This window comes from Paenibacillus sp. 01T424, assembly GCF_056398745.1.
This window is the reverse complement of the sequence record NZ_JBFTPZ010000003.1, coordinates 1-13,165: the sequence shown is the minus strand read 5'-3', so window position 1 is coordinate 13,165 and position 13,165 is coordinate 1. Positions and strand designations below refer to the sequence as shown.

The window sequence follows — 13,165 nt, the reverse complement described above, 5'->3', positions numbered from 1 at the left end:
ACGTATGTCACAAACCAAATGGCGTTCCAATAGGCTGTCGCAGCTAGGATCATCCATATTTGCAGAAGTTGCAGCGTGGAAGCGGTCAGCTGTGGAAAGCGGTCTTGATATTATTGATCTTGGCATCGGAAATCCGGATCAGCCGCCTTCGCCCGCCGTTAGACAGGCGCTTAGTGAAGCGGCATTGCGCAGTGATATGTACTCGTATCCAGCAATTAAAAGCGGCTTGCCATTTCGAGAGCATGCAGCGAAATGGATGAAGCATCGATTTAACGTGGAGCTGGATGCTGGAGACGAGATCGTAACACTGCTTGGCTCACAAGACGGTCTTGCCCATCTTGCCATGGCGCTTTGTGATCCTGGCGATATCGTTTTGCTGCCTAATCCGGGGTATCCGATTTATGCTGCATCATTAGCGCTCGCGGGAGTCGAATCTGTATTGATGCCGCTGCGCGAGGAGAATGGCTTTATGCCTGATCTGGAGGCAATACCGGATTCGGAATGGGACCAGGCAACGTTTATTTTGCTCAATTACCCGAACAACCCGATTTCTGCTATAGCGGACATCTCCTTTTTTGAGCGATTGATTGATAAAGCAAAGCGTCATAACGTATTGGTCGTTCATGATCTTGCATACTCCGAAATGGGATTTGAAGGCTGTGAGCCGCCTAGCATTCTTGAGGTACCAGGTGCAATCGACCATGCGGTTGAATTCCATTCTTTGTCCAAAAGCTTCAACATGGCTGGCTGCAGAATTGGTTTTTTGGCTGGAAATAGAGCAGCAGTCGCCGCTCTCCGCGAGCTGAAAGCGAATATTGACTACGGCGTGTTTGATCCTATTCAAGAGGCAGGAATTGTTGCACTTCAGGAAGCGATAGCAAATGTAGAGAAGCCAAAGGCAGGAAAGCTTTATGAGCAGCGGCGTAATACATTCCTTGAAGCGCTTCGAGCAGAAGGATGGGATATTGCGGCACCTCGGGCAACAATGTTCGTTTGGGCGCAGCTTCCTCCTATGCAGTGGTCGCTTAGCGAGCCGTGGACGTCCAGGCGAATTTCCCAGGAAATGCTTCGTCAAACAGGCGTTGTCGTTGTGCCTGGGGAAGCTTTTGGCTCCGAGGGTGAAGGTTATGTAAGAATAGCGCTGGTAGAAAGCGAAGAACGGTTGAAGGAAGCTGCGGGGCGGATTGGAAAATTTATTCGTGGGCAATAAATATTAATAATGGTTTTATATGTTTGAGAGGGGTTTTATAACGATGAGTGAACAACGTTTACTTTTGGTTGATGGGATGGCAATCTTATTTCGGGCTTATTTCGCTACTTCATTCGGAGGAAGCGTTCGTAAAACAAGTGCAGGCGTACCTGTTAATGCAGTACATGGTTTTGTTCGGTATTTCATGGATGCAATCAATACGTTTAATCCAACACATGTCGTATGCTGCTGGGATATGGGAAGCACGACATTTCGTACGGAGCAGTATGATGGTTACAAATCCAATCGTCCGTCTGCGCCAGAGGATCTAATTCCTCAGTTTGATCTTGTGAAAGAAGTTGTTGCCAGCTTCGGTGTACCGAATATTGGGATCGCAGGATATGAGGCGGATGACTGCATTGGAACACTTGCTGCTGCACTTAAGGATCAAGCGCAAATTTTTGTTGTGACGGGTGACCATGATATGCTTCAGCTGGTGGACGACCGGGTATCGGTTGCGATCATGAAGAAGGGCATCGGGAACTACATGGTGTATACGCCGGAAACGCTAATGGAAGAACGCCAACTTACGCCTATTCAAATTATCGACATCAAAGGGTTAATGGGAGATACAGCGGACAATTACCCTGGCGTGAAAGGTATCGGAGAAAAAACAGCTCATAAACTTATTCAAGAGCATGGTTCTATCGAGGGTTTGCTCGCTAATTTGGAGGCGGTATCCAAAACTATCCGAGTGAAAATTGAAGCAGATCTTGATATGCTGCATCTATCCCGTGATTTAGCGACAATTCGCTGTGATGTGCCAGTATCGGCAGAGCTTGATGGCTGCTGCTGGGCGTATGAACGCGAAACCGTATTGCTCAAATTTGAAGAGCTGGAATTTAAAAGCTTGATTTCGCTTATTGGATAAATGAAAAGGATCTCCTCTTACGGTTATATACCGTAGTGAGGAGATCTTTTTTTATTGACGTTCATAAAAATGGGTAATTATAGTTGGATGAACGAGGAAGGAATAAATAGTACATGAAATAAAAAAGTTTGTGCATGTACAGTAGGAAGTGCGAGTCAAGAAGGGCAGCAAAAAAGGTTGAACATGGCTTCGTCTTGTTCAGCCTTGTTTTACGTGTTTTGTGAAGGCTTGTGCAACTAAATTTTATATCTTTTTTGAAAAATCGTATAAATCTAGCTCTTTCAAGTAAGGGTTGTTAGTGATTAAGCTTATTATTGTATCACGGGTATTTGTCCCCTTTGGCACTTTTTTATGCCTACTGTACAATATCCATCTGAGGCATGCGATCGCTTCAAAAAGCTGAACGTCATTTTGTGAAATTGGATTTGTTTTTAGATAAGCAGTACGAAATGCAGAAGCATTCTGTTCAGACACATAAATGCTCTTTAAAACGAACGACCATGCAAAATCATACCTTATGTCACCTAACTGACCATTGGTCCAATCAATGACGGTATACTTTCCATTATTTTCGAGTATATTTGCTAAATGAAAATCACCGTGTATCAATTGTTCTTGATTCATCTCTGTCATACTCAAAAAATGTGTTAATGCGAGCAATAAATCGGGATGTTCTTTTATGGCAGAATAAAAGTAGTCGATGAAGTCATACTTTGGAAGCTGTACATGTAAGAGCTCTTCCACTGGAGTTTGATGGATACTTGCTAGTAGGAGCGCAAGATCGGACATTTTCTTTTTATTTACTTTCTTAACGGCTGCTCCGTCAAACGATGTGAACAATACCTTTTCGCCATTAGCGTTCATCCCCCAGCCAATAGGCTTCGACACGGATAATCCACGGTCAAAGAGTGCATTCAATAAATGAAACTGGAAACTAACATCAGGTCTGGAGTCCTTGTTCCATATTTTTAATACATAGCTTGTTTGCTCCAAAGTGACCTTTACCACCTCAGCTTCAAAACCTTGATCCATTGTAGAAATGGCTAAGTTATCTTCTTGTTGCAATAGATGATCGATAAGGTCATTTTTCGCTATCCAGTCTATCGATTTAAGCGAATATATCATAAATAATCTCCCTTTCAATAAATATTTACAACTTCTGCTTTTGCAAAAATTGTACATCTTTGCTGCTTCTTTGCATATAAAAAAATGGAATGCTATTGACCTGTTCTTATTAAAGAACTAAAATATACATATTGTCTGTTATAAAGTGTTAGTTTGTGTTGTTTTTGTTCAGCTTTACGTTTAGATCTAATCTGGCCGAAGGAGAATATTATGATAGGGGAACGGATTAAAAGTCTACGGGAAAAAAAGGGCTACTCGATCACGAAGCTTGCTGACCTAGCGGGCGTATCCAAGTCCTACTTGAGCTACATTGAACGCAATATGCAGAATAACCCATCTCTTCAGGTAATGGCAAAAATAGCAGCTCCACTAGACTCTAACATTGAATATTTACTCGGAGAAGAGCATTTACCAAAGATTCATATGGATGAAACGTTGGATGAGGAATGGCGAGTCATTATTAAAAATGCGGTTGATGAAGGTATGAGCAAGGGTGATTTCCAAGCACTAAAAGACTTGATCCGTTCAAATATGTGGAAGGAAAGCAGAACGGAGACGAATGTCTACTCTGCTGACAAAAAGAAATCATCAAATATTATTATTCTTCATATCGATAACTGACATGGAATAAAAAGTCGGGAAAGTGTATTGACATGTTCTATATAAAGAACTAATATTGTGTTATTGTTCTTTATAACAAACATAGTAAGCAGGTGTGCAAATGGAAGGTAAACGGCTGGAGGATTCACAAGCATTGCATCATGATCAAGACAGAGTGAAGATTAAAGAAATAAATCTCAAAGCATTATTTCTCACGGTAAAAAAACGTCTGTGGATAGTCATGGTCATTACTATTCTCTTTACAGTCGCTGCAGGCTTCTTTAATTCAAAGCCTGAAACGCCAATGTATGTATCAAACACGCGGATGATCGTGGCTGCTTCCTCGGATATGATGGGCACAGTGAGGGTATTGTTCAGAGAGCCAATCGTTTTGGATCAGGTAATTGAAAAGCTCGGTCTTAATCTTTCGGCAGCAGCATTACGAAGCCAAATTAGAGTAGACAGTGTAGATGCCTCGCTTGTTACCGTAGTTTCTGTTATGAATACCGATCCAAGGCTTGCAGCTGAGATCGCAAATACAGYAGTGGAAACCTACAGGCAAGTAGCATCGGAAGTGCTTGGAATTACGAGCATCAGATTGTTGACGAAGGCAGAAGAAAATCCTTTCCCAATTAATGAAAAAAGCAATCGTATCGTGTACATTGCCTTCTTGCTGGGCATGATTTTGAGCGTAGGGTTAGTATTCCTGCTAGATTCACTCGATGATTCTATCAAATCAGAACGAGAAGTGGAAGAGCTGCTCGGCCTAACGATGCTTGGTCAAGTTAATAAAATTAAACGAAAAGATTATGCTAGCAGTCGTTTGAAAAAACAAAAAAGCATTTCTGTAAGAGGTGAGACGATTGGTTCGTGAACGGCAAAAGGTGTCAAAGTCTTATGTAAACAAAAGCTTACTCGCTTATATTAATCCGCATGGCATCGTTTCGGAGCAATATCGAACCATTCGAAACAATATTCATTATGCAGCGAGCGGCGGCAAGGTGCGTTCTTTACTGGTTACTTCGCCCTCAGAGGGTGAAGGGAAATCGACAGCGGCAGTCAACTTAGCAGTCTGTATGGCACAACGTGGCGATAGAGTGCTGATCATCGACGCAAATTTTCGCAATCCAATCATAAACAAAATCTTTAATGTGCAAACCTCGCCAGGCTTGTCGAATGTTTTAGGGCAGCAGCTCGAAATTCGTGAAGCGATTTATAATACGGAGGTCGAAGGACTCGATATTTTGCCAAGCGGGCAGCGCCTCTATAATTCGACAGAACTGCTCGATTCACAGCTCATGGTAGATGTAATGGCATTTGCAGATGAGCATTATGACATGGTCCTGCTGGATTGCCCGCCGGTTCTTGGCGTTCCGGATACGAATGCGCTGGTAAGTAAATGTGACGGCGTACTCTTGCTTTTAAAACATGGGAAAACACAGCAGGAGCTTGCACTGGAAGCGAAACGTGCATTGTTGTTTGCAAAAGCTAATATATTGGGTGTCATACTAAATAAGTAGAGCGTTTGATGATATCAATCGGATAGCGCTTTTTTTACGGACTATTGTTCTTTATAAAGCACATTAAGTGTTTGTAAAGGCAATTTCATTCGGTAATGTCTCCTCACCGTTATCAATGGAGGCACTCGGCCATACTGTGGGTTGCAAAAAAACCTTAGACGCGAGTCGTCAAGAGTGTGGTGTGAGGCGGGGTTCGATGCCCCTGGACTCTATTTTAGAGTCTTTAACTAAATGGTTTGGTATAAAGCCTTTTAGTTAAACACTCTAAGAGTGTAGCAGAGATATGAAACTTGATTTTTTTAAGCCAATAATTTCGTTTGTTTTTCTATATCTGAAGAAAGGGTGAATGTTCTTTGACGTATCGACAAAGATTGTCTTTATTGATTTTAATCGACTCCATTATCGTTTTTACCGCCATTTTTTTTAGCAGGTTGTTGCTAAGTGCTTCACTTGATGTGGTGACTGCACCCATTGTAATTAGTTCAATTACTTTGCTATTAAGCCATCATTTCTTTTCCTTCTACTACAATTTGTATAAGAAGGCATGGGAATATGCGAGTGTAGGGGAGCTATTGATTATTACAAAGGCCGTTTCCTTCTCGATCTTTGCAGCAGCGATTATTCAGCAAATTGTGATGCAGGATGTGTTTTTCAGGCTGCTGGCCGTGACCTGGATGATTCATATGCTGTTAATCGGAGGATCGAGGTTATGCTGGAGAATTTTCCGTGGCAGCTACCAGAAAAATGCTGGATTGCGTAAAAGCACGTTAATTGTTGGTGCTGGCTCTGCGGGTACGATGCTTGCCCGTCAGCTCCTTAGCAACAATGATATGGAGCTATTGCCAACTGCGTTCATAGATGACGATGTAAACAAACATAATCTAGATATTATGGGCATTCCGGTGTTGGGCGGAGTTGAAAGCATTGCGAAGGTAGCGCTTGATTATGAGATTAACAATATCGTTATTGCGATACCCTCACTGAGCAAAAAACAGCTCAACACGATTTTTAGCGAATGCGCTAAAACGAAAGCAAAAACACAAATCATTCCTATGCTTGAGGATTTGGCTACCGGCAGAGTGTCGGTTAGTCAATTTCGTGATGTTCAGGTTGAGGATTTATTAGGGCGTGAGCCTGTAGAGCTCGATATTGAGAGTATTTCAGGTTACGTCACTCAGAAGGTCGTTATGGTAACAGGCGCTGGGGGCTCGATTGGATCTGAGGTGTGCAGGCAGGTTTCGAGGTTTTTACCGGAGAAGCTTATTTTGCTTGGACATGGAGAGAACAGCATCTACTCCATTGAGATGGAGCTGAAAGAGCTTTACGGACATACAAAAATAGAATTTGTGACAGAAATCGCCGATATGCAAGACGCAAATAAAATGCTGGCCGTTATGCAAGCTCATCGTCCGCAGGTCGTTTATCATGCAGCAGCACATAAGCATGTTCCACTGATGGAGAGAAATCCAGAGGAAGCGTTCAAAAATAACGTAATGGGAACCTTGAATGCGGCAAGAGCAGCCAGCCAAGCTCGCGTGGATACGTTTGTCATGGTATCGACCGATAAGGCGGTTAATCCAACCAGCGTTATGGGCGCGACAAAAAGGATTGCAGAGATGGTCATTCAGCATATGGACCGGTTCAGCAATACCAAATTTGTAGCGGTAAGATTCGGCAATGTTTTGGGCAGCCGCGGCAGCGTTATTCCGCTGTTCAAGAAGCAAATAGAGAAGGGGGGACCCGTAACGGTTACACATCCGGACATGGTTCGCTATTTTATGACCATTCCTGAAGCTTCAAGGTTAGTCATTCAAGCTGGTGCACTTGCCAGAGGCGGTGAAATCTTTGTCCTCGATATGGGTGATCCGGTTAACATTACCGATCTTGCACAAAATGTCATCCGGATGTCGGGCTACTCGGTCGAGGAAATCGGCATTGAGTACACAGGAATTCGCCCAGGCGAGAAGCTATTCGAAGAAATGCTTAAGGATGATGAAATCAATGAAAAGCAGGTTTATCCAAAAATCTACATAGGCAAATCATCCGAGATTTATTTTGAACATATTGAAGAAATTATTGCCCTGCACGGGGGAATGAGCAAAGCAGAATTGCGTACAAGGCTGCTGGATCTAGCGAATAATGTCGTAGAGCTTCCTGGATTTGCATCTGTAACAGGTTAAAAAAAGAAGGAGTTGCATAAAAGTTATGAAGGTTAGAAAAGCGATAATACCAGCTGCTGGTCTGGGTACAAGGTTTCTCCCAGCAACAAAAGCGATGCCAAAAGAAATGCTGCCAATCGTCGATAAGCCAACTATTCAATATATTGTGGAAGAAGCGATTGAATCAGGCATCGAGGACATTATTATTGTAACGGGTAAAGGAAAACGGGCAATCGAGGATCATTTTGATAACTCACTTGAGCTGGAGCAAATTTTGACTGCCAAACATAAATACGATTTATTAAGTGAAGTGCGCAAATCAGCGGATATGGTAGATATTCATTATATCCGCCAAAAGGAGCCGAAGGGGCTTGGGCACGCCATATGGTGCGCTCGCAAATTTATTGGCGATGAGCCGTTTGCCGTACTGCTTGGGGATGATATTATCTCAGCGGAGAAGCCTTGTATCAAGCAGATGATCGAAAAATATGATGAGTATCATACTTCGATTATCGGCGTGCAGCGTGTGGCGGATGAAGCCGTATCTCGCTACGGAATTGTAGATGGCACTCTTATGGAAGAATCCTTCCACCGGGTTAGACATTTGGTCGAGAAGCCATCCAAGGAGCTGGCGCCATCGAATATGGCGATTATGGGCAGGTATATTTTGAACCCGGCGATCTTCGACATTCTCGGAAATCAATCGCCTGGAGCGGGCGGAGAAATACAACTGACCGATGCGATTGCTGCTTTAAACTTAATGGAAGCCGTATACGCTTATGAATTCGAAGGCAAGCGTCATGATGTGGGTGAGAAAATGGGCTTTATCCAGACGACGATTGAATTTGCTCTTCAGCGTGAGGATTTGCGTTATGAGCTATTAAACTATTTATCGCAAATGGTTGAAAGAGAATCTGCTAGAAAATAATTCTAGTATAGGATGGTAGAAGCATGCCAAATAAAATTTTATTTTGCGCAACGGTTGATTATCATTTCAAGGCATTTCATATGCCTGTTCTCGAATGGTTTAAGCAGCAAGGGTGGGAGGTCCATATCGCCGCAAAGGGCGAGCTGGAGCTCCCTTTTGTTGACCGGAAGTTTAATATTTCCATTGAGCGCTCACCGTTCCATTCCAACAATGTCAAAGCATACCGAGAGCTGAAGGCAATTATTCAGCAGCAGGATTATAATATCATTCATTGCCATACGCCAATGGGCGGYGTGTTAGCAAGACTCGCGGCACAGCCGGCGAGAAAACAAGGAACAAAAGTTATTTATACCGCGCATGGTTTTCATTTCTGCAAAGGTGGCTCGCTCCTGAACTGGATGCTTTATTATCCAATTGAGAAGAGACTATCCAGCATGACGGACTGTTTAATTACAATCAATACAGAGGACTATCAGCTCGCTGTCACCAAAAAATTTAAAGCAAAGCGGATCGCTCATGTTCATGGTGTTGGCGTAAATACAACACATTTTAAGCCTTTGCAAAAGCTTGATAAATGGCGATTGCGTCAGGAACTCGATTATCGCACGGACGACTTCCTTATGTTTTATGCTGCTGAATTTAACCGAAACAAAAACCATCAACTGCTCATTCACGCGTTGGCCGCTATTAAAGAGGCGGTACCGCATGGCCGGCTGCTGCTGGCTGGTAAAGGGCCTTTGCTTGAGGAAAGCCAGGCTCTGGCAGAGCGATTAGGAGTTGGATCGATGGTCCATTTTCTTGGCTATCGGACAGATATCGACCGGCTGCTGCCCATGTGCGACGTCGCAGTAGCATCCAGCCTGCGTGAGGGATTGCCCGTCAATTTAATGGAGGCCATGGCCTGCGGGCTGCCCATTGTTGCCACGCGGAATAGAGGCCATTCAGAGCTCGTTATAGATGGCGAGAATGGATTCGTGCTGGAGCCAACCGATATGGAATTATTTGCTGACCGGTTAAGGAAGCTGAGTGAATCGCTGGAGCTGAGGCAGCGGATGGGGGCGTTTAGCCTTCAAATGGTACAGAAATATGGTTTGCTTCAGGTGAAGCTAGAGCTTAATGAAATATACAAGTCCTTTATGTTGGGGGAACAAAATGAATCCCAAAGTCAGTATCATCGTGCCTATATTTAATATGGAGCTGTATTTGGATAGATGCTTGAATAGCTTGCTAGAGCAAAGCTTATCTGACATAGAGATTATTGCAGTAAACGATGGATCTACGGATTCCAGCTTAAGCATTCTTCAGGAATATACGGAACGGGATTCACGAATCATTGTTATTAATAAAGAAAATGAAGGTGTGTCCGCTGCACGAAACGATGGTGTGCTGGCAGCAAATGGGGAGTACATCGGATTCGTTGATCCAGATGATTGGGTGAATTTAAAAATGTATGAAGAAATGTACGAGTGCGCTGTGGAACAAAACGTTGATATTGTGATGTGTACGTATATTCGGGAGTTTGGGACACATTCGAAGGAAAAGCGCTTCAACATGCCTGACAAGCAATTGTATCTTATGGATGAGGTACAAACGACTATGCTAAGGCGGCTTGTTGGTCCATTAAAGGAAGAGGTAGCGAATCCCGAATATCTGGATGCTTGGGGGACGGTATGGTCAAAACTTTATCGTACATCATTGCTGAAAGACAATAAGGTGAAATTTAAAGATCTCAGCATCATAGGCAGTAATGAGGATACACTCTTCAACATTCATGTCTTTTATAATGCTGAATCTTTTTTGTTTCTGAATCGTCCTTTTTATCATTATTGGCGGGCAAATACTACTTCAATTACATCCACTTATAACCCGATGCTCGCTGAGAAGTTCGAAAAGCTCTACTGTTCAATTGAGTCTTTTATAGAGGCAAAGCAGCTTCAGATTGAATATAAAATAGCTTTTCACAATCGGATTTGTATGAATGTAATAGGACTTGGTCTTAACATCATGAGTAATAAAAAATCATCCTCGATGCTTACAAAGGTAAAAGCTTTGCAAATGATGTTGAATGGGAATCGGATAAGAAACTCTTTCATGCAATTTGATGAAGCGTATTGCCCTTTAGTGTGGAGGGTGTTTTTTTTATGTGCAAAAAATAAGTTTTCTTTAGGTATTTATTTGATGCTTACGGCTGTGAATTGGATGCGTATAAAAAATGTGGGGAGGGCTAAAGTTGCAACCAGTAAGAATCTTGCAAGTGGTAATGATCATGAATCGTGGCGGTTTAGAAACGATGCTAATAAACTATTACCGTCAGATGGATCGAAGCAAAATTCAGTTTGACTTTATCGTTCATCGACAAGCTGAAGGACACTACGATCAAGAGATCCTAGCATTAGGTGGTAAAATTTACCGAATGCCTCAGATTAGGCCGGGAAATTATTCTCAATACTTTAAAAGCCTTGATCAATTCTTTATAGATCATCCTTACTATAAGGTCGTTCATGCTCATATTAATGAGAATAGTAGTTTTATTCTAAAAGCAGCAAAAAAGGCGGGAGTTCCTTGTCGAATCACTCATAGTCATTTAAGTGATCTAGGTATAGATATTAAGCTGCCATTCCGTCTGTATGCAAGACTAACGATGAAGGATAATCCTAGCAGCTACTTTGCATGCTCACAAAAAGCAGGTAAATGGCTTTTCGGAAAAAAAATAGCTGATTCCGGTAAAGTAGTTGTATTAAATAACGCTGTTGATGTAAGCCAGTTTTCATTTAATCAAACTATTCGTGATGAAATAAGAGAGGAGCTCTCGGCGGGAGATCGATTAGTTATTGGTCATATTGGAAGGTTCACTGAACAAAAAAACCATGATTTTTTGATAGATGTCTTTAAAGCTGTTCATGACAAAAAACCTAATTCAATGTTGGTATTAGTTGGTGAGGGTCATTTGAGAAATGCGATTGAGAAAAAAATAGAGAAATTAGGTTTAACAAATTGTGTGAAAATACTCGGTGTACGAAAGGATATCTCCAATCTCTTGCAGGGAATGGATATCTTTTTGTTCCCTTCTTTATTTGAAGGATTGCCCGTTGTTCTAGTAGAAGCACAAGCTTCAGGGATACAAAGTATTATCTCAGATACGATTACTACGGAGACAGATGTAACAGGCAGGCTTCAATTTATTAGCTTAAAGCAAACTGCAGATTATTGGGCTGAGCAAATTATTAATACTTCCCCTGGGCATGTGGACACATCGGACTCTCTGAGAGAAAAAGGATACGATACTTCTACTATGGCAAAATGGTTATCTGACTATTATATGAATCAGATGCCCATGGCTGTTTTAAGGTAAGAGGGGGGATAGTGTATTGAAACCGATGTTGACTGTTTTTACACCTACCTATAACCGGGCATATACACTGCATCTTTGTTATGAGAGTCTGAAACGTCAAAGCTGCAAAGATTTTATATGGCTCATTGTTGATGATGGATCTACGGATAATACGAAGGAACTAATCGAGAGTTGGGTTCAGGATAATCAAATACCGATTCAATATCATTATCAGAATAACCAAGGCATGCATGGCGCACACAATGCTGCTTATGAACGTATTGAAACAGAGCTTAATGTTTGTATAGATTCGGATGATTATTTAGCAGATGATGCTGTGGAGAAAATAACTGAATTTTGGAAGACATCTGGCAGCAAACAATACGCGGGTATAGTAGGCTTAGACGTCTCTCAGGATAACGAGATAATTGGTACTAGGCTTCCTGAACATGTGAAACAATCAACTCTTAGCGACTTATATGCTTTGCATTCAGTAAAAGGTGATAAAAAGCTGGTATATCGTACTGATATTATGAAAAAATATCCGCCATACCCTTTATTCGCAGGTGAGAAATATTGTCCCTTATCATACAAATACATTTTGATCGATCAGGATTATCAATTACTAATCATGAATGAGGTACTGTGTGTAGTTGAATATATGCAAGACGGATCTAGCTTAAATATCATTAATCAGTATAAGAAAAATCCACATGGGTTCTCATTCTTCCGAAAGGTTGCTATGTTATATGCTCCATCCTTGAAAGAGAGAATTCGCGAGGCAATTCATTATGTTTCCAGCAGTATCATTATTCGAAATAAAAACTTTCTTAAAGAGTCACCTCGTAAAGGAATTACAATGTTAGCAATTCCGTTAGGGGTGTTACTTTACATTTATATTCAGAATACGAGTAAAACAACGGTTGCTGTTAAGAAAAGTCACGGTTAGCAAGTGCGAAAATGATTGTAAAGGAGGGATTAAATAATATGACGATACTGTGGTTCACCCTGGTTATTGTATTCACAGTTGCTCTTACAGCTAGATATTTTTCGGTTCAAGCAGGGCTAGCCCCTGCTCTAATTAAACCAAATAAATTTTTAGCTGTAATAGCAGCACTTGCACTTGCTACGGTATCGGGTTTGCGGATAAACATTGGTGATACATTTCTTTATATGCATAGCTATTCAATAGGTGATTTTAGTTGGAACACTGTTGTCCGAAGCCAAGACAAAGGTTTTAATATATTCCAAATGCTGCTAAAGCAAATATCGGATGATCCGCAAATTCTTGTTTTAACGACCGGAGTGCTAACAAACGTACTGATAGTAATCGTCTTGTATAAATATACGAGATTATTTGAGTTAAGCGTATATCTATATAT

At 41.7% G+C, this 13,165-nt stretch carries 13 protein-coding genes; 12 read left to right on the top strand and 1 reads right to left on the bottom strand.

The window, feature by feature from the left end:
- The first annotated feature begins 4 nt into the window (after window positions 1-4).
- Together AC1DPK_RS03490 and AC1DPK_RS03485 are read left to right on the top strand one after the other, a co-directional pair.
- Entirely contained in the window at window positions 5-1,210 is a 1,206-nt protein-coding gene (locus AC1DPK_RS03490) for an aminotransferase class I/II-fold pyridoxal phosphate-dependent enzyme (protein WP_477509343.1), read from the top strand.
- A 43-nt stretch (window positions 1,211-1,253) separates the two neighbouring features.
- Complete coding sequence (locus AC1DPK_RS03485) at window positions 1,254-2,120, top strand: 5'-3' exonuclease (protein WP_430057621.1); 867 nt, start codon at window positions 1,254-1,256, stop codon at window positions 2,118-2,120.
- Window positions 2,121-2,363: 243 nt separating this feature from the next.
- Here AC1DPK_RS03485 and AC1DPK_RS03480 read toward each other — a convergent pair whose 3' ends face one another.
- Window positions 2,364-3,245 carry a phosphotransferase enzyme family protein gene (locus AC1DPK_RS03480; protein ID WP_477509342.1) on the bottom strand — a complete coding sequence of 294 codons (882 nt, stop codon included), beginning with the start codon at window positions 3,243-3,245 and terminating at the stop codon, window positions 2,364-2,366.
- Window positions 3,246-3,455: 210 nt separating this feature from the next.
- On the opposite strand from AC1DPK_RS03480, the gene AC1DPK_RS03475 reads away from it, so the two are divergent.
- The 10 genes from AC1DPK_RS03475 to AC1DPK_RS03430 all read left to right on the top strand — a co-directional run.
- The gene (locus tag AC1DPK_RS03475; protein WP_076267870.1) at window positions 3,456-3,866 is read left to right on the top strand and encodes a helix-turn-helix domain-containing protein; all 411 of its coding nucleotides are present in this window, start codon (window positions 3,456-3,458) and stop codon (window positions 3,864-3,866) included.
- A 100-nt stretch (window positions 3,867-3,966) separates the two neighbouring features.
- Window positions 3,967-4,719, top strand: coding sequence for a YveK family protein (locus AC1DPK_RS03470; RefSeq protein WP_477509341.1), 753 nt, complete (start codon window positions 3,967-3,969; stop codon window positions 4,717-4,719).
- Entirely contained in the window at window positions 4,709-5,365 is a 657-nt protein-coding gene (locus tag AC1DPK_RS03465) for a CpsD/CapB family tyrosine-protein kinase (RefSeq protein WP_477509340.1), read from the top strand. Before AC1DPK_RS03470 ends, AC1DPK_RS03465 begins: the two co-directional genes overlap by 11 nt.
- Before the next feature lie 353 nt (window positions 5,366-5,718).
- On the top strand, window positions 5,719-7,545 hold the full coding sequence (locus AC1DPK_RS03460; protein ID WP_339207721.1) for a polysaccharide biosynthesis protein: 1,827 nt from the start codon (window positions 5,719-5,721) through the stop codon (window positions 7,543-7,545).
- A 25-nt stretch (window positions 7,546-7,570) separates the two neighbouring features.
- Window positions 7,571-8,452 carry a UTP--glucose-1-phosphate uridylyltransferase GalU gene (galU, locus tag AC1DPK_RS03455; protein ID WP_076267867.1) on the top strand — a complete coding sequence of 294 codons (882 nt, stop codon included), beginning with the start codon at window positions 7,571-7,573 and terminating at the stop codon, window positions 8,450-8,452.
- Between the two features lie 23 nt (window positions 8,453-8,475).
- Window positions 8,476-9,642 (top strand): glycosyltransferase family 4 protein, encoded by a 1,167-nt coding sequence (locus tag AC1DPK_RS03450; protein ID WP_430057627.1) that lies wholly within the window; start codon window positions 8,476-8,478, stop codon window positions 9,640-9,642.
- A complete protein-coding gene (locus AC1DPK_RS03445) occupies window positions 9,605-10,792 on the top strand; it encodes a glycosyltransferase (protein WP_477509339.1) in 1,188 nt (395 codons plus the stop codon). The genes AC1DPK_RS03450 and AC1DPK_RS03445 overlap by 38 nt, the downstream gene beginning before the upstream one ends.
- Window positions 10,719-11,804, top strand: a complete 1,086-nt coding sequence (locus AC1DPK_RS03440) for a glycosyltransferase family 1 protein (protein ID WP_477509338.1) — start codon at window positions 10,719-10,721, stop codon at window positions 11,802-11,804. The genes AC1DPK_RS03445 and AC1DPK_RS03440 overlap by 74 nt, the downstream gene beginning before the upstream one ends.
- 16 nt (window positions 11,805-11,820) lie before the next feature.
- Window positions 11,821-12,732 carry a glycosyltransferase family 2 protein gene (locus AC1DPK_RS03435; RefSeq protein WP_477509337.1) on the top strand — a complete coding sequence of 304 codons (912 nt, stop codon included), beginning with the start codon at window positions 11,821-11,823 and terminating at the stop codon, window positions 12,730-12,732.
- Window positions 12,733-12,770: 38 nt separating this feature from the next.
- A partial coding sequence (locus AC1DPK_RS03430; protein ID WP_477509336.1) for an EpsG family protein occupies window positions 12,771-13,165 on the top strand: 395 nt, incomplete at its 3' end.

Coding starts and splice junctions, on each gene's coding strand:
- AC1DPK_RS03490 (WP_477509343.1), top strand. CDS start 5: ATGTCACAAACCAAATGGCGTTCCAATAGGCTGTCGCAGCTAGGATCA.
- AC1DPK_RS03485 (WP_430057621.1), top strand. CDS start 1,254: ATGAGTGAACAACGTTTACTTTTGGTTGATGGGATGGCAATCTTATTT.
- AC1DPK_RS03445 (WP_477509339.1), top strand. CDS start 9,605: ATGAATCCCAAAGTCAGTATCATCGTGCCTATATTTAATATGGAGCTG.
- AC1DPK_RS03475 (WP_076267870.1), top strand. CDS start 3,456: ATGATAGGGGAACGGATTAAAAGTCTACGGGAAAAAAAGGGCTACTCG.
- galU (WP_076267867.1), top strand. CDS start 7,571: ATGAAGGTTAGAAAAGCGATAATACCAGCTGCTGGTCTGGGTACAAGG.
- AC1DPK_RS03480 (WP_477509342.1), bottom strand. CDS start 3,245: ATGATATATTCGCTTAAATCGATAGACTGGATAGCGAAAAATGACCTT.
- AC1DPK_RS03440 (WP_477509338.1), top strand. CDS start 10,719: ATGAATCGTGGCGGTTTAGAAACGATGCTAATAAACTATTACCGTCAG.